We start from the raw sequence: 20,828 nt of genomic DNA, 5'->3' as shown, positions 1-20,828 counted from the left end.
ATGATCGGCTCATGACCCAGCAGCCGCTGCCCCTGGAGGGCATCACCGTCGTCGCCGTCGAACAGGCCGTGGCCGCGCCCTTCGCGACCCGGCAGCTCGCCGACCTGGGCGCCCGGGTCGTCAAGGTGGAGCGGATCGACGGCGGCGACTTCGCGCGCGGCTACGACACCGCGGCGCGCGGCCTCGCCTCGCACTTCGTGTGGTGCAACCGCGGCAAGGAGTCGATCGCGCTGGATCTGAAGGACCCGCGCGGCCTCGGCGTCGTACGGCGGCTGGTCGCGGACGCGGACGTGTTCGTGCAGAACCTCGCCCACGGGGCCGCCGCCCGGCTCGGACTCGACGCGGCCACGCTGTGCGCGGCGCACCCGCGGCTGATCGCCGTGGACATCTCGGGGTACGGCGGCTCGGGGCCGTACGCCGACAAACGGGCCTACGACATGCTCGTGCAGTGCGAGGCGGGGCTCGTGTCGGTGACCGGGACGCCGGAGCAGCCCGTGAAGGCGGGGATCCCGGCGGCGGACATCGCGGCGGCCATGTACGCCTTCTCCGGGGTGCTGGCCGCGCTGGTGCGGCGCGGCACGACCGGGCGGGGCGGGCCGGTGGAGGTGTCGATGCTGGAGGCGCTGGCGGAGTGGATGGGGCATCCGCTGCACCATGCGATGCACGGGGGTGAGCCCCCGGCGCGCACGGGTCTCGCGCACGCCGTCATCGCCCCGTACGACGCCTATGCGACGGCGGACGGCGGACGGGTGCTGCTGTCGGTGCAGAACGACCGTGAGTGGCGGCGGCTGGCCGAACAGGTCATCGAGGAGCCCGCGCTCGGCACGGATCCGGCGTATGCCACGAACGCGGCGCGTGTCGCCCATCGCGAGCGGACCGACGCGCTGGTCGCGCGGGCGCTGGGGGTGCTGGACACGGACGAGGCGCTGGCCCGGCTGGAGAAGGCGGGGATCGCCTGTGCCCGGCTCAGGGACCTGCACGAGCTGGCGGAACATCCGCAGCTGGCGGCCCGGGAGCGGTGGCGTCGGGTGGGTTCGCCGGTGGGGCCGCTGAAGGCGCTGCTGCCTCCCATCACACTGCCGGGCGGGGACGAGGCACGGATGGGCGACGTGCCCGCGCTCGGTCAGCACACCGGGGCGCTGCTGCGTGCCGTGGGGATGACGGACGCGGAGATCGCAGCGTTGCGCCGGGACGGTGTGGTGGCCTGAGCGCGGGCCCCGGAGAGGATCCAGGACCGCCGGTTCGCTCGGGTTCGAGTCGGGGACGCGAGCCCGCCGGGCTCAGTGGCCGCCGAACAGCGAACGGCGCAGCCGGCGCAGCGGTGCGAACAGCGAGACACGGCTGACCCGCCGACCCTGGTCGCTGCGCTCCTGCGGAGTGTCACGTGCCGTCAGCTCACGCATCAGCGAGGTCGCCTCGACCGTCTCCCGCTGCGGTATGGCGGGACCCGCCAGCACCGACAGATGGCGGTCGAGCCGCGAACTGGTCGCGCTGCTCCCGCAGGTGATCGCAGGGATCCTGGCCCTGCTGCGCACTGTTATCTGCTCCATGTCACTCCCCACCCGTACGAGTCACCCGGCCCGGGCAGGGTAACCCTATCGCCCCGCCGAGGCATGCGGGTATCTCGGCCACAGGATTCACCTTCCCTGCAAGGCGGTTGACCATGCACCGTTGACTACTCTCCGAATCCGACCGATTTCAGGGTGAGTTGGACAACGGGCTGGCCGGTGGGCTGTGCTGACCCTCCGTCAGGCTCGACGGTTACGGCGAGTGACGTCGCCGACTTGTCGAGACCCTTGGCGATCAACGGCGTGTCGCCCGCGAGGAGCCCGAGGGAGCGCGGTTGCACACGAGGGCGCATGAGCCAGAGCTGGTGGACGCGGCCGCCCGGCGGGGTGCCGTATCCGCTCAGGGTGACGACGGCCTGCCCCTCCGATACGGAAGCGATCACTCCGATACTGCGGCCGCGGGCGTCCTTGCTGTTCGCGGCGCGGGCGTCGGGAGCGGCGAGAACGTGGGCGATCTCACGTGCCCGGTCGCGCTCGGCGTCCAGCCTGCCCTGGGTGCGGTGCGCCTGGACGCCGAAGAGGGAGGCCACGACAAGGGCCGCCGCGGCTGTCGCGGTGGCCAGCGGCACGAACAGGGGGCGCGTGCGGGGCGTACGGGTGCGGGCCGGCGGGGGCTGGGCTCCCCAGACGTGCGGCGGCAGTTGCGGCGCGCGCTCCCGGGCGGCCGACCGCGCCGGCTCCTGCGGGGTGGTGCGTACGGCGGCCAGCACCCGGTCGCGCAGGGCGGCCGGGGGCGGGGCGGCCGCGGACCAGGCGAGGCGCACCGCATCCTCCGCCAGCACCCGCACCTCCTCGGCGCAGCGGTCGCAGTCCCCGAGGTGCTTCTCGAACCGGCGCCGCTCGCCCGGTTCGAGGGCGTCGAGCGCGTAGGGCGCGGCGAGGGAGTGCAGGTCCGCGCGGCCCAGCAGGCGGCCGAGGATGCTCATGCCGCACCTCCCAGGCACTCACGCAGCCGGGTGAGCCCGTCGCGCATCCGCGTCTTGACCGTGCCCAGCGGCAGCGAGAGCCGCTCGGCCACCTCACGGTAGGTGTAACCGTCGTAGTAGGCGAGGGTGACGGACTGGCGCTGCAGGGCGGTGAGCCGGGTCAGGCAGCGGCGCACCCACTCGCGCTCCAGGCCCGCCTCGACCTCCTCGGCCACATGGTCGAAGGCGGGTTCACCGGCGCGCAGGGCCTCGCGCTGCTCGCGTTCGCCGGCCGCACGGGCGCTGCGCACCCGGTCGACGGCACGGCGGTGGGCGAGGGTCAGGATCCAGGACAGGGCGCTGCCCCGGCGGGGATCGAACCGGGCGGCGGAGCGCCAGAGTTCGAGCAGCACCTCCTGGGCGACCTCCTCGGACTGGGCGGGGTCGCGCACGACCCGCCGGACGAGCCCGAACACCGGTCCGGCAACCACGGCGTACAGATCCTCGAAGGCCCGCTGGTCGCCGCCGGCGACGAGTACCAGGAGTTCGTCCGCCTCCCCACCGGTCCCCCTTCCGTGGCCGCAGCCGGCCCTTCCTCGCACACCACGCATCCGCACGAGAGCACACCTCCGGCGGTTGATACGGATCCCGGAGGCGAAAACGCGGGTCCGGAAAGCCGAAAAGATTTTTTCCGTCCGACCAATCCGAACCGGCTCGCCGCTCCGTATACCCGTCCGTCAAGGCAAGTTGGCACTGAGGACGGACGGCATGACACCTCTCATCTCCAGGAGCGGCACGGGACGCAAGGGCCTGGTCTCGCTCATCTGTGCTGCGCTGGCCGCCGGGGGGCTCGCAGCCGCCGGCGTCGCCACGCTGGAACCCGGGGCGGCCTCCGCCTCCTCCCACCGGGAGGCTCCGCTGATCTCGGGGACGCCGCAGTACGACAACACGGACCTGTACGCGTTCGTCAGCCCGGACAAGCCCGACACGACGACGATCGTGGCGAACTGGATCCCGTTCGAGGAGCCGGCGGGCGGGCCGAACTTCTACACGTTCGCGGACGACGCGCAGTACGACCTGCACATCGACAACAACGGGGACGCGCAGGACGACCTGGTGTTCCGCTACACCTTCAAGACGCACACGAAGAACGGCAACACCTTCCTGTACAACACCGGCCCGGTCACCAGCCTCGACGACCCGGACCTCAACATCACCCAGACCTACGACATCGACCTGATCCGGCTGAAGCACCAGCGTGCGGTGTCGAAGACGCGGGTCGCGGACAACGTGCCGGTCGCGCCGTCGAACGTCGGCAAGGCGTCCATGCCGTACTACGCCAAGCTGCGCTCGCAGGCCGTGTACAAGGCCGCGGGCGGCGCCGCCACCTTCGCCGGCCAGGCCGACGACCCGTTCTTCGCGGACCTGCGGGTCTTCGACCTGCTGTACGGCGGGAACCTGACCGAGGTCGGGCGGGACACCCTCAAGGGCTACAACGTCAACACGATCGCCCTTCAGGTCCCGAACGACCTGATCCGCGAGTCGTCGAAGCAGCCGGTCGTCGGCATCTGGTCCACCACGCAGCGGCGCAACGCGCAGGGCTACTACTCGCAGGTGTCGCGGCTGGGCAACCCGCTGGTCAACGAGGTGGTCAACCCGCAGAAGGACAAGGACAAGTTCAACGCGTCCCAGCCGGCCTACGACGGGCAGTTCCTGCGCAACGTCACCAACCCCGAGCTGCCGAAGCTCATCGAGTCGATCTACAAGATCAAGGCGCCCTCGGAGCCGCGCAACGACCTGGTCGACGTCTTCCTCAAGGGTGTGAAGGGGCTCAACCAGCCGCCGTACGTGAAGCCCGCGGAGGAGCTGCGGCTGAACACCTCGGTCAAGCCGGCGATGCACCCGAAGCGGCTGGGCGTCCTCGACGGGGACAACGCGGGCTTCCCGAACGGGCGCCGGCTCACGGACGACGTGATCGACGAGGCGCTGCAGGTCATGGAGGGCGAACTCGTCGGGTCCAAGAACGACTTGGGCGACGCGGTGAACAAGAACGACAAGAAGTTCGAGAAGTACTTCCCGTACATCGCCGAGCCGACCGCCGGCTCGCGCGGCCGGCTCGCCAAGGGGACGACCTCGGGTGCGGACGTGCGCAGCCAGCTCGGTGACGCCCTGCAGCCGGCCGGGTCCTCCTCCGGCGGCTCCGGCAACACGGTCATGATCGCCGCCTCGGCGGCCTCGGGCGCGGCGGCGATCCTGCTGCTCGGCACCGCCGTCACCTGGTGGCGCCGCCGCATGCAGCGCCCGTACTGACCCGCACGCTCCCTTGTGACCGGCGCGGCCCGTACCCCCTCCCCCACGGCGGGCCGCGCCTTCCCCTTCGACCCCACCAGGCGACCGAGGAGACCCATGCCCCCGCAGACCCCCGCCGACAGGCCCACCGCCGCCGGGCCCACCCCGCCGGACCCCGACCCCCACGACACACCGTCGCGGACACCGGGGGGTTCGGCGGGCGGGGGTCGGACGGCGGGGGCCGATGCGCACCGGAGTCCAGCCGACGCTCCCACTCCGTCGGAGGACTCCGCACCGGCGGCCGGAAGCGCCGTTCGCTCGGCGGAGTGCTCCGGCGCAGGCTCCGGGCCGGAAGCGGATCGGTCCGCTGACGCGCGCAAGGTTGCCGCCGTGCGGCGCGTCGCCGCCGCGGGACGGCGGTGGCGGGGGGTGCAGTTGGCGGGATGCGCGGTGCTGACGGCCGTCGCGCTGACCGGTGGGGCCATCGCCTTCGGGGCGGCGCGGGAGCAGGGGCCGACGCCGGTGGCGGCGTCCAGTGCCGTCGACCCGGGGCTGCTCGGCAGCGGGAACCTGGACGCGAGCATCGCCGCGCTGCAGGCTCACCTGCGGTCCCAGCCCAAGGACTACAGCGGCTGGGCCACCCTCGGTCTGGCCTACGACGAGCAGGCGCGGACCAAGGGCGACCCCGCCCGGTACCCGCAGGCCGAGAAGGCCCTGAAGCGGTCTCTGACGCTGGCCCCCGGCAACGACCAGGCGCTGGCCGGCCGGGCCGCCCTCGCCGCCGCCCGGCACGACTTCCAGGACGCCCTCACCTACGCGGACCGGGCTCTGCAGCAGAACCCGTACAGCGAACGCGCCCTGTCCACCCGTATCGACGCCCTCGTCGAACTCGGCCGGTACGCCGACGCCTCCCGGGCCGCCGAGACGGCGGACGCGCGCAAGCCGGGCGTACCGGTCTTCACCCGGTACGCCTACGTGCACGAACTGCGCGGCGACGTCAAGACCGCCCACCGCGTGCTCCAGCAGGCGCTCGCAGGCGCCACCTCGTCCGGCGACGTGGCCTACGTGGCCGCCCAGCTCGGCCAACTCGCCTGGAACCAGGGCGACTACAAGGCAGCGCTCGGCCACTACGCCCGCGCCCTGGCCGCCGACGACACCTATCTCCCCGCCCTCGAGGGCCGCGCCCGCGCACAGGCGGCGGTCGGCAGGCGCGACGAGGCGATCAAGGGTATGCGGACCGTCGTCTCCCGCTACCCGCTGCCCGGCCCGCTCGTCGAACTCGGCGAACTGTACGAGTCCCGCGGCAAGCCCGGCGATCGGGCGCGCGCTCGTGACCAATACGCCCTCGTCGACGCCTGGATCGCCCTGGCCCGCGCCAACGGCGTCAACGCCGACCTCGACACCGCTCTGGCCGCCGCCGACCACGGCGACAAGACCTCCGCCCTGCACGCGGCCCGCGCCGAGTGGGCCCGCCGCCGCACCGTGCACACCGCGGACGCGCTCGCCTGGGCCCTGCACGTCAACGGCCGCGACGGCGAAGCGCTGACGTACACCCGCCGGGCCACGGCCACCGGCTACCGCAACGCCGCCTTCCTCTACCACCGCGGCATGATCGAGCTGGCCACCGGCCACGAGAAGGACGGCCGGGCCTCGTTGCGGGCGGCCCTGAAGCTGAACCCCGGCTTCTCCCCCCTGGGCGCCGCGAAGGCCCGCAAGGCCCTGGAGGCGGCCCGGTGAACCTCCGCCGCCCACTCGCCACCGCAGCGGCCGTCCTCACCGCCGCCTGCGCCCTCGCGCTCACCCCGGCCACGGCCGCGAGCGCCCACCCCCTCGGCAACTTCACCGTCAACCGCTACGACGGTCTCGTCGCCGCCCCCGGGCAGCTCCGCGTCGACCACGTGGAGGACCTCGCCGAGATCCCGGCGACCCAGGCCGAGCCCGGCATCCAGCGACTCGGCCTGGCGTCGTGGGCCGAGCAACGCTGCGCCGGGGCCGCGCGGGACAGCAGACTCACCGTCGCCGGCCGGCCGGCCACGCTGACCCCGGGCTCCGCCCGGGCCGAGCTGCGGCCGGGCCAGGCCGGGCTCCACACCCTTCGCGTGACGTGCCGGTTCACCGCACCCCTGCCCCACACGCGGTCCGTCGCCGTCGGCTTCCACAGCGCGGGCGCCACCAGCGGGCCCGGCTGGCGGGAGATCACCGCGCGCGGCGACCGCATGACGCTCACCGGGACGGACGTACCGAAGAGCTCCGTCTCGCACGAACTCACCACCTATCCGAAGGACCTGTTGTCCTCCCCCGCCGACACGGTCGACGCCTCGCTGCGCGTCCGCCCCGGAGGCCCGGCCCTCGCCGAGGAGCGGCAGGACGCACCGGGCGCCTCCGTCCTGCCGCGCGGCGCCGACCGCTGGACCCGCGCCCTGGACAACCTGGTGGCCCGCGACCACCTCACCCTCGGCTTCGCCGCGCTGGCCCTCCTCGTCGCCGTCGTCCTCGGCGCCCTGCACGCCCTCGCGCCGGGGCACGGCAAGACGCTGATGGCCGCCTCGGCCGCCGCGCGCGGGGGCCGGGCCCGGCTGCGGGACGTGCTGCCGCTGGCCGCCTCGGTCACGGTGACCCACACCCTCGGCGTGGTCGCTCTGGGCCTGCTGGTCACGGCCGGCTCCGCCGCCACCCCGTCGGTGATCGCCTGGCTGGGCATCGCCAGCGGCCTCCTCGTCCTCGCGGCGGGCGCCAACCTCGTACGCCGGGCCTGGCGCAACCGCTCCCACGGACACGAACACGAACACGAACACGGACACGGACATGCGCACGGACACGGGCACACGCATGCCCATGCGGAGGTGGAGGAGCGCCAGTTGGCCACCGTGGGCGCCCCCCACCACGGTCACGACCACGGCCATCACGACCACGACCACCAGCACGACCACGGTCACGACCACGGCCCGCACGGGCACCCCCACCCCCACGCGCACGTCCTCGAGCACACCCACGGCGGTCACACCCACAGCCACCCCACCGCCCCCACCCTCCGCGGCACGATCCTCCTCGGGTTCGCCGGCGGGCTGGTGCCCAGCCCCTCCGCGGTCGTCGTGCTGGTCGGTGCCGCCGCGCTCGGCAAGGCCTGGTTCGGGCTGCTGCTCGTCGTGGCGTACGGCGCCGGGCTGGCGCTGACGCTCACGGCGGCCGGGTTCGCCGTGGTCCGGCTGGGCTCGGGGGTCACCCGAGTGCTGGACCGGCGCCCGCGCTGGAGCACCCATCCGGTGGCCGGCCTGGTGCACCGCACCCTGCCCCTCGTGTCCGCGCTGGTCGTCGTCGCCCTGGGTGCCGGACTGGTGCTCAAGGGGGCGGCATCGGCGCTGGGCTGAGCTACGTTTGTGGAGGAATCACGTGAGATGCCGTGGGGGGCGCCCGTGTCCGAAGAATACGGCCCTGAGCGTGTGATCGCGGGCCGCTACCGTCTGCTGGCCCCGCTGGGCGAGGGCGGCATGGGCACCGTGTGGCGCGCCCGTGACGAGGTGCTGCACCGCGAGGTGGCCGTCAAGGAGGTGCGGGCCCCGGCCGGACTGCCCGCGTCGGACGTCGAACGGCTGTACACGCGCCTGGAGCGCGAGGCATGGGCGGCGGCCCGGGTGGCGAACCGCAACGTCGTCACGGTGTACGACGTGGCGCTGGAGGGCGGCCGCCCCTGGGTCGTGATGGAGCTGGTGCGCGGGTTGTCCCTCGCCGACCAGCTGGAGGCCGAGGGTCCGCTGTCGCCGCAGCGGGCCGCCCACGTCGGTGCCGAGGTGCTGGCCGCGCTGCGCGCCGCGCACGCCGCCGGGGTGCTGCACCGGGACGTGAAGCCGGCGAACGTGCTGCTGGCGAACGACGGCCGGGTGGTCCTCACCGACTTCGGCATCGCCACGGTCGAGGGCAGCTCGGCGCTGACCATGACCGGTGAGGTGATCGGCTCCCCCGAATTCCTCGCGCCGGAGCGCGCGCTGGGGCGCACGCCGGGCCCTGAGTCGGACCTGTGGTCGCTGGGCGTGCTGCTGTACGCGGCCGTGGAGGGTGACTCCCCGTTCCGCCAGGACACCCCGCTGAGCACCCTGCGTGCCGTGGTGGACGAGGAGCTGCCGCCGCCCCGCCGGGCCGGGCCGCTCGCCCCGGTCATCGAGGGCCTGCTGCGCAAGGACCCCGCCGAGCGGCTGTCCGCCGAGCAGGCCGAGCACGACCTGCGGATCGTCGCGGCGGGCGGGGCGCCCTCCGCCCGCACCGCGCCGGTGCCGGTCTCGCCGTACGACCCGACGCTCGCGGCCGGGCCGCGGCAGCCGGCTCCGACCCCGCCGATGCCGCTGCCCACGGGGTATCAGGAGCCCCGGACCACGGCCGGTGAACCGGAGCGCGGCAGGCGGGCCGGCGCGGTGCTGGTCGCCGGGGTGCTCGTGCTCGTGCTGGCGCTGGCAGGGCTGACGTACGCGCTGCTGAACCGCGACAACGGCTCCGGCGGGACCGACGGCGCGCACACCAGCCGGGCGAGCGGCACCGCGCGGCACTCCGCCTCCCCCGGTTCCGGCAGCGGTGCGCACACGTCGGCGCCGCCGCCCTCGCCGAGCAGCGGCCCGGCGAGCAGCGCGCCGGCCCAGTCGGTGCACGTCACGCTGGCCGGCGCGCACACGACGTACGCCGGGAGCTGTCCGCCGCCGACCGCGCAGGCACCCGCGTTCACGGCGACGTTCACGGTCGGGCGGGTGCCCACGCAGGTGGAGTACCGGTGGGTGCTCGCGCACGGGTCGGTCTCCGACCCGGAGTGGAAGACGCTGTCGTTCCCGGCGGACGGCGGGCGGACGCGGCAGACGCGGGTGACCGTGACGGCCTACTCCGGCAGCGGGACGATCGAGAACGAGATCAGCGTCGAGGTGCGCGCTCCCGTGCGGACGACGTCGAACTCCGTGCCGTTCTCGGTGACCTGCTCGACGGCGACGGAGACCCCGTCGGACGGGGCCTCCGCGTCTCCTTCGGCTTCCCACTGAGAACCCCCTGAGAACCCCCTGAGGACTGACCCTCGGAATCCCTGAGGGTCCCTCGTGGGAATTCACCCGGACAGTTCACTCGGACGGGTGGACGCGCGAAGGCTCGGATGGACGGTGGTGCCGTCCCGTGCGGCTCAGGCCGCGTTGGTGAACACCGGCAGATAGCCGCCGGACTGGCCGGCCGCGGTGGGGTGGTACGACTCGGTGATGTTCAGCCAGTTGACGCTGTGCAGCCAGGAGTTGCCGGAGCAGATCTCGTGGCCGGTGAAGGGGGTGCGGACGTCGCCGAAGACGAAGCCGTGGTCCAGGGCGCGCTTCTCGATGGCGGTGTCCAGGTAGTCGGCCGCACCGTTGATCGCGGACCGCTTGGTCTCGGACAGGCCGAGGCAGGTCTGGCCGAGCAGGTAGAACCGGGGGTAGCCGAGGACGACCACCCGGGCGGACGGGGCCTTGGCGCTGATCGCGTCGTAGACGGTGTCGAGCTTGCCGGGGAGCGTGGAGTCGACGTACGCCCTGGCCGCGTTGATCTTGGACAGGCAGGCGCTGTCGGACTGGAGCACACAGGTCGTCATGACGTCGGAGAATCCCGCGTCGTTGCCGCCGATGGTGAGGGACACCAGGGCGGTGGCGGAGTTGAGGGAACCGAGCTGGCTCGCGAGCACGTCGTCGGTCTTCGCGCCGGAGCAGGCGTTGAAGGCGAACGAGGACGGGTTGTGGGCGGCGTTCCACAGGTACGGGTACGCCTTGGTGCTGCGGTCGCAGCCACCGCTGGAGCTGATGTAGCTGCCGGCACCCACCCCTGAGGAGTAGGAGTCGCCGAGAGCCACGTAGCCGCCGGTCGCGGCTGTCGAGGAAGCCTGCGCCGTCGCCGCCCCGGTGAGGGACAGGCCGGCGGCGAGGAGGAGCGAGGTCACGAATCCGGTAAGTCGGGAACGTCTCATGGAACCTCCCTTTAGCAGGATCTCTGCCATAACTGTCGTAGCAACTACGCGTGTTGACAGGAAGTGTCCATGCCAAAACTTTTGGGGTTTCTCCACCACGAAGAGCGCGCCGGACCTGACGGGAACACATGTTTAGAGGCGGACGGTCGTCTTGACGGGCCGCTCGGGCCTGCGCGACATTGAAGCCCGGCATCCGGCGCGTCGGGGGGCAAAGTCGCCAATGCAGACCTTAGGTATCAAGACACCTTCACCGGACGGCGCCGAGGGTGACGCCGGGCGGGCGCGGACGGGGCCGGGGAGGGACCTGTCACCGCTGCTCGCGGGGGCGGCCACGGCCGTCGGCGCGGTCGGCGCGCTACTCGCGCTCACCGGTTCCGGTTCACCGCTGCGCGGTCCGTGCACGCTGTTCTTCCTGCTCGCGGCGCCGGCCGCGGGGATCGCTGCAACCCTGCGCGGGCTGGATCCCTACGGCCGGGTGCTCACCGCGCTTGCGGGCGCGGTGGTGGTGGACATGCTGGTTGCCCAGGGCATGCTGGCCGTGCACCGCTGGTCGGTCCGCGGCGGAGTCGTCGCGGTGACCGGGCTCAGTCTGCTGCTCTTCCTGTCCGTCCTCGCCCGGGGGAAATTCCGTTCGAGGAAACACTCCCAAGAGTGATCAATGCAGGTCAACGTTGTGTAACGGCCAAACCAACAAAAACGTGAGACCACCTTCCAGGTCTTGCCATTCTGCTTCAATCGTCAATACCGTCGTACATCTCACCCGCATCGGTCCGTCGTCATACGGTTCAGGGGAGGGCTCAGGGCCGTGACGTTCCGTCGCGGGGCGCGGTAGGGGGGTGCCGCGCTCGGTGACCGCAGTGTGTGACCGAGCCGTGCCGCGCGACCGGCTGCCTTCTTCTTCCGGCAGGCCGGCCAGCTTTGCCAGCTCATCCTCGGGTGCGGAGAGCGGTTCGCCGTGCCGGGGACGAGAACCCCCCTTTCGAACCGGACACAGAGCCGGGCCGCCCAGGGGCGGGCGGTCCACCGGACGAGAGGGACCAGCTCATGAGTTCCGTTCTGCGTACGCCGAATGCGGGCCAAGATCCGTTAATCGCCGCCCACTATCGGCCCATCTCCTCTCACCTGGCGATCACTCCGCCGGTGAGCGTGGTGATTCCCGCCATGAATGAGGCGGAGAATCTGCCCTACGTCTTCAAGACCCTTCCGGACTGGATACACGAAGTCGTTCTGGTGGACGGCAATTCCACCGACGACACCGTCGAGGTGGCCCGTTCGCTGTGGCCGCAGGTGAAGGTCGTCGAACAGCGGGGCAAGGGCAAGGGGGACGCCCTGATCACCGGGTTCGAGGCGTGCACCGGCGACATCATCGTGATGGTCGACGCCGACGGCTCGGCCGACGGGGGCGAGATCGTGTCGTACGTCTCCGCGCTGGTCTCCGGTGCCGACTTCGCCAAGGGCTCGCGGTTCGCCAACGGCGGCGGCACCGACGACATGACCTTCATCCGCAAGCTCGGCAACTGGGCGCTGTGCACGGTCGTCAACCGCAAGTTCGGCGCCCGCTACACCGACCTGTGCTACGGCTACAACGCGTTCTGGCGGCACTGCCTGGACAAGATCGAGCTCGACTGCACCGGCTTCGAGGTCGAGACACTGATGAACATCAGAGTGGTCAAGGCGGGGCTGAAGGTGCAGGAGATCCCCAGCCACGAGTACCTGCGCATCCACGGCACGAGCAATCTGCGGGCCGTGCGGGACGGCTTCCGGGTGCTCAAGGTGATCCTGGGAGAACGCTCCAACCGGCGCGAGCTGCGCCGCCAGGAACACCCCTCGCCGCTGCTCGACACGGTCCGGGGAGAGGTGTCTTGAAGGATCCCGGCATCTCCGTCGTGATCTGCGTGTACACCGAGGACCGCTGGGAGGACATCCTCGCGGCGGTCTCCTCGGTGCGCGCGCAGTCGTATCCGGCGCTGGAGACACTTCTGGTCGTGGACCACAACACCGCCCTGCGGGAGCGGCTGGAGCGTGAGTACAAGGAGACCTCGGGGGTGCGCGTGCTCGCCAACGCCGGGCCGCGCGGCCTGTCGGCGGGGCGCAACACCGGCATCGCCGCCTCCCGGGGCGAGGTGATCGCCTTCCTGGACGACGACGCCGTGGCCGAGCGGGACTGGCTGCGCCGCTTCGCCGAGGGGTACGCCGACCCGCGCGTGCTGGCGGTCGGCGGCCGCACGGTGCCGGTCTGGGCGTCGGGCCGTCGCCCGGCCTGGTTCCCGGAGGAGTTCGACTGGGTGGTCGGCTGCACCTACCGGGGTCTGCCGCCGGGCCGGGTCCGGGTGCGCAACGTGCTGGGCGGAAACGCTTCCTTCCGGCGTTCGGCGTTCGAGGCGGCCGGCGGCTTCGCGACCGGCATCGGCCGCGACGGCGACCGGCGCCCGCTGGGCTGCGAGGAGACGGAGCTGTGCATCCGCCTCGGCCGCGCCCGGCCCGACGCCGTTCTGCTCATCGACGACCGGGCGGTGATCCACCACCGGGTGCCGGAAGCCCGCGAGCACTTCGCCTACTTCCGTACCCGCACCTACGCGGAGGGCCTCTCCAAGGCCCTGGTGTCCCGCAGCGTCGGCGCCGCCAAGGGCCTGGAGTCCGAACGCCGCTACACCACCCGCGTCCTGCCCGCGGGAATCGCCCGCGGCCTGCGCGACGCCCTCCTCGCCCGCCCGGGCGGCGCGGGGCGCGCGGGCGCGATCGTCGCAGGGGTGCTCACGGCGGCGGGCGGCTACCTGGTGGGCACGGCACGCGCCCGGCGAGGCACGGCGACCTTCTCGGTGGTGCCGGTCGCCGCGGGCAGTGCGGCGGAGGGAGCGGACACATGACCGACGCAGCCGTACCGGTTCTGATGTACCACTCCGTCGCGAGCGCGCCCAACGACGCCACCCGGGGTCTGTCGGTCGCACCGGAGGCCTTCGCCGAGCAGCTGGCACTCGTCGGTGACCTGGGGCTGACGCCGGTGACAACCGCCGAACTGGCGGCGGGCTGGCGGTCCGGACGGGCGCTGCCCGCGCGGCCGGTGCTGATCACTTTCGACGACGGCTACGAGGGCGTCCACCGGCACGCCCTGCCCGTCCTCGCCAAGCACGGCTTCCCCGCCACCCTGTTCGTCTCGACGGGCTGGATCCGGGGCGCCCACGACATGGGCGGCGGCCTGGACACCATGCTCGACTGGCAGCAGGTGCGCGACCTCGCCGCCACCGGCGTCGAGATCGGCGGGCACAGCCACACCCACCCGCAGCTCGACCAGCTCGACGACGCCTCGCTGCACGCGGAACTGGTGCGCTGCACCGAGATCGTCACCGGCGAACTCGGCACCCGGCCGCTGTCGTTCGCCTACCCCTACGGCTACTCCAGCGGCCGGGTCCGCCGGGCGGTGCGGGCGGCCGGGTACGACCAGGCGCTCGCCGTCGGCAACGGGCTCGCCCGGCGCCGGCAGGGGCCGTACGCCCTGCAACGCGTCACCGTGCGCCGCAGCACCGGCATCGAGGAGTTCGAGCGGCTGCTCCAGGGCCGCGCGATCGCCCGTACGTTCGCCCGGGACCGGGCCCTCACCAAGGGCTACGCCCTCGTCCGCAGAGCACGCCAGGTCCGCCGGAAGGCCATCCGTTCCCGTGTCTGACACGACGACCACCACCGACACCGCCACGCCCGGTACCGCGGCGCCCGCACCGTCCGGGCGCCGGCTCCGCCTGCCCGGGACGGGCCGGCCCCCCGGCGGCAGCCAGCTGTTCCGCAACGCCTACGCGCTGATGCTGAACACCGGCATCTCCGCCGTCCTCGGCCTCGGCTTCTGGCTGGCGGCGGCCCACTACTACTCCGACTCCGCGGTGGGGCAGGGCTCGGCCGCCATCGCCGCGATGAAGTTCCTCGCCGGGCTGACCGCGGTGACCCTGACCGGCGCCCTGGCCCGCTTCATCCCGGTGTCCGGGCGGCGCACCGCCCGGCTCGTCTTCCGCACCTACGCGGGCAGTTCGCTGGTCGTCGCGCTGGCGGCCGGCCTCTTCCTGCTGACACTGGACACCTGGGGGCCGTCGTACCGCTTCCTGCACGGGCCGGTGAACGGCCTCGGTTTCATCGCGGCCGTCGTCGCCTGGAACCTGCTCACCCTGCAGGACGGTGTGCTGACCGGGCTGCGCAGCGCGCCCTGGGTGCCGGTCGGCAACACCGTGTTCTCGGCGGTCAAGCTGGGCCTGCTGGTCGCGTTGGCGGTGGCCGTCCCGACCACCGGCGTCTTCGTGTCCTGGATCGCCGCGATCGCCACCTCGGTGGTGCCGCTGGGCTGGCTGGTGTTCCGGCGGCTGGTGCCCCGGCACGTCGAGGCGACCGAGGACCACGCCCGCCCGCCGTCGCTGAAGGAGATCGGCAGGTTCCTGGCCGGCGACTACACCGGCTCGCTCTTCTCGCTCGCCGTGGTCTACCTCGTCCCGGTCATCATCGCCTCGCAGGTCAGCTCCGAGGACAACGCGTACTTCTACATCGCCACCACCATCGGCGGCACCACCAACCTGCTCGCCATCAACATGGGTGCCTCCCTGACGGTCGAGGGCTCGCACGACCCGGGGCGGCTGGCCGCCAACACCCGGTCCGCGCTGAAGCGGATGGCCCGGATCATGCTGCCCATCGCCGTGGTGCTGTTCGTCGGCGCCCCCTGGATCCTGGGCGTCTTCGGCCCCGGCTACGCGGACGCGGCGACCCCGCTGCTGCGCTGGTTCGCGGTCGGCGGGGTGCTCCGGGTGGTGATGGAGACGTACTTCGCGGTGCTGCGCGCGCAGAGCCGCACCGCCGGGCTCGCCTGGCTGCAGGGCCTGTTGTGCGTGCTCGTGCTCAGCCTGACGCTGCTGCTTCTGCCCCGGATGGGGCTGACCGGCGCGGGTGTCGCCGAGATCGCCAGCCTCACGGTGATCGTGGCGATCGCGGCGCCCCGGCTGTGGCGGACGATCCGCTCCGCGCCCGCCCCCGTACCGGAGACCGCGGCACCGGACGGCGACCTCGCCGACCTCGGTCTCGGACCCCGCGAGGTCCCGGCCGGTTCGGCGGCGCACCGGCGCGGCCCGGCCTGGTCGCTGGACCACGACACCCTCGCCCTCGGCATCCACGTCGACTTCGACCACGTCGAACGCCGGCCGGACGTCCGGCCCGGCCCGGGCACCCCGCCCGCGGGCCTGCCCGCGCCGGTCGAGCAGCCGGAGCCGGGCGCCGAGGCGTCTTTGGGGCCGGCCGAGGCGGCCCTGCTCAAGGAGGCGGAGGTGGCCGCGCCGTTCGACGGGGTCGAGGTGGACGCGCCGTTCACGCAGGCGGAGACCGGCGCGCCGTCCGACGAGTCGGCGCTCCGACGCGCCGTGGAGGACGAGGAGGTGGTGCTTCCCGGGTCCGAGGAGCCGCCGCCCGGCCCCCGCGGCCCTCTGCTGCCCACCCGCCCCGGTGTCGTCCTCGGCTGTCTCCTCGTCGCCGCGCTCCTGCTGTACTGGGTGCCCGCGCTGCGGCTCGGTGAGGCCGATCTGGACGGGATGGGCGGGCTCGGGCTCGTCTCCGTGCTGCCGCTGCCGACGCTGGTGGGCGCCGCCCTGCTGGTCACGGTGTTCGCCTCGCTGCTCCGGCTGCGCCGCGAGCACCGGGCGCTGCTGCTCGTCACGCTGCTGGCGACCGTGGTGTCCCTGCACGCGCTGCCCGCCGTGATCGAGACCGAGCCGCGGTTCGCCACGGCCTGGCAGCACCTGGGCTTCATCGACTACATCGACCGCACCGGGTCCGCCGTACCGGACCTGGACGCCCGCTGGAGCTGGCCGGGGTTCTTCGCGGCGGCCGCGTTCGTCGGCAGGGCGTGCGGCGTCGACGACTTCACGCAGATCCTGCGCTGGTGGCCGACCGCCGTTCAACTCGCCTATCTGGCACCGCTGTTCCTGCTCACCCGCTCCCTGCGGGCCAGCTGGCGGGCGAAGTGGACCGGGGTCTGGATCTTCGTGCTGAGCGGCTGGGTCGGCCAGGACTACTTCTCCCCGCAGGGCTTCACCTATCTGCTGTACCTCGTCTTCGTAGCGGTCCTGCTGGTCTGGTTCCGCGCCCCGGGCGTGATCTGGACCCGGCTGCGCCCGGGCGAGGCCGAGGTGGAGCGCACCGACCGGCGGCAGAAGGCGGTGCTGCTGCTGGTGCTGATCGGGCTGTACGCGGCCTGCGTGCCGGCGCACCAGCTCACCCCGTTCGTGATGCTCGGTGTGCTGGCCGTCCTGGTCCTGGCCGGCCGGTCCGAACTGCGCGGGCTGCCGCTGCTGTTCGCGGTGCTGGTCGCGGTCTGGGTCGGCTTCATGGCCGAGCCGTACTGGTCCGGGCACTTCGACGACCTGTTCGGTGGGGTCGGCGGCGTCGGCAGCAATGTCTCGACCTCCGTGTCCGGCCGCATCCAGGGCGGGAGTCCGACCCACAAGCTGGTGCTGTACACCCGGGTGCTGCTGGCCGGCTCGGTGATGGGCCTCGCCTGCTGGGGCTGGTGGCGGCGGCGCCTCCACCGGTACCGGGAGCGGTCCCTGCTGGTGCTCACCTTCGTGCCGTTCCTGGGCTTCGGCATGCAGTCGTACGGCGGTGAGATGGCGCTGCGCGTCTTCATGTTCGCCCTGCCCGGCGCGGCCCTGCTCGGCGCCCTCGCCCTCTTCCCGCGCAGCGGGGTCACCGCCGAGGAGCGGGCGCAGGACCGGGCGAGCCTCGCCCCGCCGGCCGCGCTGCTGGCGGGGCTGCTGCTGATGGGCGGCTTCCTGGTGGCCCGCTGGGGCAACGAGCCGTTCGAAAGGACGCGGCCCGGTGAGGTCGCGGCCATGAACTGGGTGTACGCCCACGACAGGCCGACCGTACGGCTGCTGTGGCTGACCCAGGACCCGGTCAACGACGTGACACCGGCGATGCCGTGGGGCGCGCGCGACATGGAGCGGGTGAACTACGTGCCGACGCAGGCGCCGGTCGACCCGGTGCTGGTGGCGGGCCTGGTCAAGGCGTTGAAGGACGCGGGTCCGCACTCGTATCTGATGGTCAACGAGAGTCAGGTCACCTATCTGGAGCTGGACGCGGGCTACTCGGCGACCTGGGAGTCGAGGCTGCTCAGGAATCTGGACGACCGGAAGGAACTGACGAAGGTCCTGGTCAACGACGACGTCACCGTCTTCGCCCTGCGCAGGCAGCCGGCGGGCCCGGTGCCGAAGCCGGATCCGGGGCCGATCGGGCCGCAGGTGACCTGGACGCCGTGGTCGGTGGCGGGCGCGCTCGCCGCCGTGGCGCTGATCCTGCTGCTCACCGCCCGCGAGGTGGTCCGGGTCGCGGCACGGCCCGGCGTGCGCCGACTGCGATGGCTGCAGGGCACCTTCTGGTTCTCGGTGCCCCTGCTGGCGCTGCTGCTGGCCTCGCTGGTGCAGCGGTTCCTGACCATGAAGTGACGGGAGCGGGGTGGCTCAGCGGTCGAGCCACCTCACCTCGTAGGCCCGCATGGCGAACCGTCTGCCGTCGACCTGGGCGCTGATCGTCCGGTCCAGGATGTTGACGACGAGCACCGTCCGGCTGTCGGCCAGCACCCGCACGTTCGGCACGTCGTCCGGGGCGACGGACACCTTCTCGAACCGGGTGCCCGGCGGGAACGCCTTGTCGAAGCGGGACAGCAGGCCGTACATCGGCAGCGGCCGGCCCCCGTCCGCGGTGTCGGTCGGGGTCCACAGGCAGCCGGGGCAGCCCGGGCCCTGCTTCTCCTCCGGGTTCCAGTAGAAGGCGGAGTCGGCGCCGCCCCTGGCCAGGGCGATCAGTCCGGCGGCGTGGACGGCCCGGCGGTGGGTCTCGGACCAGCCCGTGCGGTCGTCGCCCCGGTCGGCGGGCTCGACGTAGTACTCCGCCCACCACAGGGGAAGGTCCCCGGTCCGGCGCCGCACCCACTGGCTGACGGCCGTGAGCTTGTCGGTGGCCGCGAACTCGTCGGGCAGCAGCTCGTCGTCGTTGGTGTAGCTGGAGCCGTCGACGACCACGAAGTCGGCGCCCGCCCTGTGGGTGTTCCAGTAGCCGAAGGCGTCCAGGACCCGCTGGTCCATGGCGCCCCAGGGCCCCTTCAGCGCGCCGGAGGCGTTCTGGTCGCGCGGGTCGAGGCTGTCCATGACCAGGTACGGCCCGCCGACCATGATGTCCTTGTCGACCTTCTTCAGCGCCCGGTAGACGAGGTTGTACAGCTTCGTGTAGCCCTCGTAGTCCCAGCGGCCCCGGGCGTCGTTCCAGAAGCCCTTGAACTCGTTCCAGACGAGGAAGTGGCGGACGTCGGGATACCGCCGGGCGACGGTCGCGGCGAGGTCGGCGAAGTCCTGGTAGTGGTCCGGGGTGGGCGCGGTCTCCAGCGCGGCCCGGCTCCAGTCGGTGTTGCCGACGCCGGCCCGGCCGCCCTTCATCCAGTCCGGCGAGCAGCACAGCGTGATGACGGGGGTGCCGCCCGACCTGCGGACGAAGTCGATGCGGCGGTCCAACGAGCCGAAGTCGTAACGGCCCTTCACCGGCTCGGGGTTGTCCGCGCCCCAGCCCATGAGGGCCTGGTCCTGCGGCAGCCCGCCGTCCTTGGCCAGCAGCCGCTCGACCCGCCCGGTGGCCGCGGCGCTGCCCTGGTCGGCGCTGTACTGGGTGTGCGTGAAGCCCCAGCCCACGTACGGCTGCGGGTGCGCGGGCACCGTGGCGGGCGTGCCGTGCACCCGGTCGCCGGCGCGGGTGGTGCCGGCCGTGCTCGCGCCGTTGCCGGGCAGCGCGTTGATCAAGGTCACCACCAGGGCCAGCGCGGCCACTCCCGCACCGAGCAGGGCGGTGAGCCGCCACCGCCGAGCCCCCGAATACCACCCATGACGTCCCATCAAGGACAACACTAACGGCGCGGGCCACGGCGCGGGCAGGGTTGGGATGACACGGAACAAGCGGCGGAAATGCCGTGCGCCGAGCGCATCGGTGGCGGATCATGGCGGCATGTCTGCGAACCCACACGACGCTCTGCCGATCCGGCTCCACGTCGACGACTCCGACTCACCCTCCGATGTCGTCGACGCGCTGTTCCTCGGCCGCTTCGCGACGGGCGAGCAGCCGTACGCGCACGCGGCCAACATCGACCGCGTGCGCTCCGGCGCGACCCTGGTGCCGGAGGGCGCCCGGGTGTTGCGGGTCGCCCGCGACGCCGACCGCAGCGCGACCCTCGCCGAGGGCGACGGCTGGACGCTCCTGGTCTCCCGCTGGAACCGCGGCGCGGACGTCACGGTGACCGCGACCAGCGCCGAACTGGCCAAGTCGGTGCTGGACCGGGCGACCGACGGCGCGGCCGACGAGCCGGAACCGCAGCCGGAGAACGTGACGATGGGGTTCTGGTACGTCTCGCCGCGCCGCGGCCCGCACCGCACCACCCGCCAGATCTCCGCGGGCACCTGGGAGGAAGTGCGGCCCAACTACACGGAGCCGGTGGCGGAAGCCATGGACCGCCTGATGAAGACCACGCCGGAGGACATCGCCGGCCGGCTGCTGCTCCTGCACGGCCCGCCCGGCACCGGCAAGACCTCCGCGCTGCGCACGCTCGCCCGGTCCTGGCGCGACTGGTGCCAGGTGGACTGTGTGCTGGACCCGGAGCGGCTGTTCAGCGACGTCGGGTATCTCATGGACATCGCGATCGGCGAGGAGGACGGCGCGGGCAAGGGCCGCTGGCGGCTGCTCCTGCTGGAGGACTGCGACGAACTGATCCGCGGCGAGGCCAAGCACACCGCCGGCCAGGCCCTGTCCCGGCTGCTCAACCTGACCGACGGCCTGCTCGGCCAGGGACGCAACGTGCTGGTGGGCGTGACCACCAACGAGGACCTGGAGCGTCTGCACCCCGCCGTGGTCCGCCCCGGCCGCTGTCTGGCCCGCATCGAGGTGGGCCGGCTGACCCGCCGGGAGGCGGCGAACTGGCTCGGCACGGAGGAGGGCGTCGGCCGGGACGGAGCGACGCTGGCCGAGCTGTACGCGCTGCGCCGGGGCACGACGCCCGCGTCGGTGCCGGGGGCGCGCGACGGGGCGGACGCGGGGCTGTACCTGTAGTGCTTT

Annotated in this window: 16 protein-coding genes; 11 read left to right on the top strand and 5 right to left on the bottom strand. The window is 72.8% G+C overall.

Annotation, left to right across the window (positions count from 1 at the left end; all coding sequences use genetic code 11):
- Positions 1 to 11 precede the first annotated feature (11 nt).
- Positions 12 to 1,208 carry a CaiB/BaiF CoA transferase family protein gene (locus tag ACZ404_RS02740; RefSeq protein WP_468435461.1) on the top strand — a complete coding sequence of 399 codons (1,197 nt, stop codon included), beginning with the start codon at positions 12 to 14 and terminating at the stop codon, positions 1,206 to 1,208.
- A 72-nt stretch (positions 1,209 to 1,280) separates the two neighbouring features.
- Here ACZ404_RS02740 and ACZ404_RS02735 read toward each other — a convergent pair whose 3' ends face one another.
- From ACZ404_RS02735 to ACZ404_RS02725, 3 genes are all read right to left on the bottom strand, one after another.
- Positions 1,281 to 1,550, bottom strand: a complete 270-nt coding sequence (locus ACZ404_RS02735; protein ID WP_468435460.1) for a hypothetical protein — start codon at positions 1,548 to 1,550, stop codon at positions 1,281 to 1,283.
- A gap of 125 nt (positions 1,551 to 1,675) precedes the next feature.
- The gene (locus ACZ404_RS02730; RefSeq protein WP_468435459.1) at positions 1,676 to 2,494 is read right to left on the bottom strand and encodes an anti-sigma factor; all 819 of its coding nucleotides are present in this window, start codon (positions 2,492 to 2,494) and stop codon (positions 1,676 to 1,678) included.
- A complete protein-coding gene (locus ACZ404_RS02725) occupies positions 2,491 to 3,084 on the bottom strand; it encodes a sigma-70 family RNA polymerase sigma factor (RefSeq protein ID WP_468435845.1) in 594 nt (197 codons plus the stop codon). The genes ACZ404_RS02730 and ACZ404_RS02725 overlap by 4 nt, the downstream gene beginning before the upstream one ends.
- A 157-nt stretch (positions 3,085 to 3,241) precedes the next feature.
- Here ACZ404_RS02725 and ACZ404_RS02720 point away from each other — a divergent pair, with 157 nt between their 5' ends.
- The 4 genes from ACZ404_RS02720 to ACZ404_RS02705 all read left to right on the top strand — a co-directional run bounded on the left by ACZ404_RS02720 (position 3,242) and on the right by ACZ404_RS02705 (position 9,777).
- The gene (locus ACZ404_RS02720; RefSeq protein ID WP_468435458.1) at positions 3,242 to 4,783 is read left to right on the top strand and encodes a DUF4331 domain-containing protein; all 1,542 of its coding nucleotides are present in this window, start codon (positions 3,242 to 3,244) and stop codon (positions 4,781 to 4,783) included.
- 96 nt (positions 4,784 to 4,879) lie between these two features.
- Entirely contained in the window at positions 4,880 to 6,499 is a 1,620-nt protein-coding gene (locus tag ACZ404_RS02715) for a tetratricopeptide repeat protein (protein ID WP_468435457.1), read from the top strand.
- A complete protein-coding gene (locus ACZ404_RS02710) occupies positions 6,496 to 8,130 on the top strand; it encodes a HoxN/HupN/NixA family nickel/cobalt transporter (RefSeq protein ID WP_468435456.1) in 1,635 nt (544 codons plus the stop codon). Before ACZ404_RS02715 ends, ACZ404_RS02710 begins: the two co-directional genes overlap by 4 nt.
- Positions 8,131 to 8,175: 45 nt before the next feature.
- The gene (locus tag ACZ404_RS02705) at positions 8,176 to 9,777 is read left to right on the top strand and encodes a serine/threonine-protein kinase (protein ID WP_468435455.1); all 1,602 of its coding nucleotides are present in this window, start codon (positions 8,176 to 8,178) and stop codon (positions 9,775 to 9,777) included.
- 134 nt (positions 9,778 to 9,911) lie between these two features.
- Here the strand turns inward: ACZ404_RS02705 and ACZ404_RS02700 are convergent, their stop codons facing one another.
- Positions 9,912 to 10,718 carry an SGNH/GDSL hydrolase family protein gene (locus ACZ404_RS02700; RefSeq protein ID WP_468435454.1) on the bottom strand — a complete coding sequence of 269 codons (807 nt, stop codon included), beginning with the start codon at positions 10,716 to 10,718 and terminating at the stop codon, positions 9,912 to 9,914.
- 220 nt (positions 10,719 to 10,938) lie between these two features.
- Here ACZ404_RS02700 and ACZ404_RS02695 point away from each other — a divergent pair, with 220 nt between their 5' ends.
- From ACZ404_RS02695 to ACZ404_RS02675, 5 genes are all read left to right on the top strand, one after another.
- Positions 10,939 to 11,373, top strand: coding sequence for a hypothetical protein (locus ACZ404_RS02695; RefSeq protein ID WP_468435453.1), 435 nt, complete (start codon positions 10,939 to 10,941; stop codon positions 11,371 to 11,373).
- Positions 11,374 to 11,762: 389 nt separating this feature from the next.
- Positions 11,763 to 12,584 (top strand): glycosyltransferase family 2 protein, encoded by an 822-nt coding sequence (locus ACZ404_RS02690; RefSeq protein ID WP_468435452.1) that lies wholly within the window; start codon positions 11,763 to 11,765, stop codon positions 12,582 to 12,584.
- A complete protein-coding gene (locus ACZ404_RS02685; protein ID WP_468435451.1) occupies positions 12,581 to 13,585 on the top strand; it encodes a glycosyltransferase family 2 protein in 1,005 nt (334 codons plus the stop codon). The genes ACZ404_RS02690 and ACZ404_RS02685 overlap by 4 nt, the downstream gene beginning before the upstream one ends.
- Entirely contained in the window at positions 13,582 to 14,382 is an 801-nt protein-coding gene (locus tag ACZ404_RS02680) for a polysaccharide deacetylase family protein (protein WP_468435450.1), read from the top strand. The genes ACZ404_RS02685 and ACZ404_RS02680 overlap by 4 nt, the downstream gene beginning before the upstream one ends.
- Entirely contained in the window at positions 14,375 to 18,181 is a 3,807-nt protein-coding gene (locus ACZ404_RS02675) for a lipopolysaccharide biosynthesis protein (protein ID WP_468435449.1), read from the top strand. Before ACZ404_RS02680 ends, ACZ404_RS02675 begins: the two co-directional genes overlap by 8 nt.
- 15 nt (positions 18,182 to 18,196) lie before the next feature.
- Here ACZ404_RS02675 and ACZ404_RS02670 read toward each other — a convergent pair whose 3' ends face one another.
- Positions 18,197 to 19,618, bottom strand: coding sequence for a GH39 family glycosyl hydrolase (locus tag ACZ404_RS02670; RefSeq protein WP_468435448.1), 1,422 nt, complete (start codon positions 19,616 to 19,618; stop codon positions 18,197 to 18,199).
- 109 nt (positions 19,619 to 19,727) lie between these two features.
- Here ACZ404_RS02670 and ACZ404_RS02665 point away from each other — a divergent pair, with 109 nt between their 5' ends.
- Positions 19,728 to 20,822, top strand: a complete 1,095-nt coding sequence (locus ACZ404_RS02665; protein WP_468435447.1) for a DUF5925 domain-containing protein — start codon at positions 19,728 to 19,730, stop codon at positions 20,820 to 20,822.
- The last annotated feature ends 6 nt before the right edge of the window (positions 20,823 to 20,828 follow it).

It is taken from the genome of Streptomyces sp. NPDC030798, from assembly GCF_055572275.1.
Note: the sequence above shows the minus strand (reverse complement) of the source record. Positions and strands in the feature narration are given on the sequence as shown.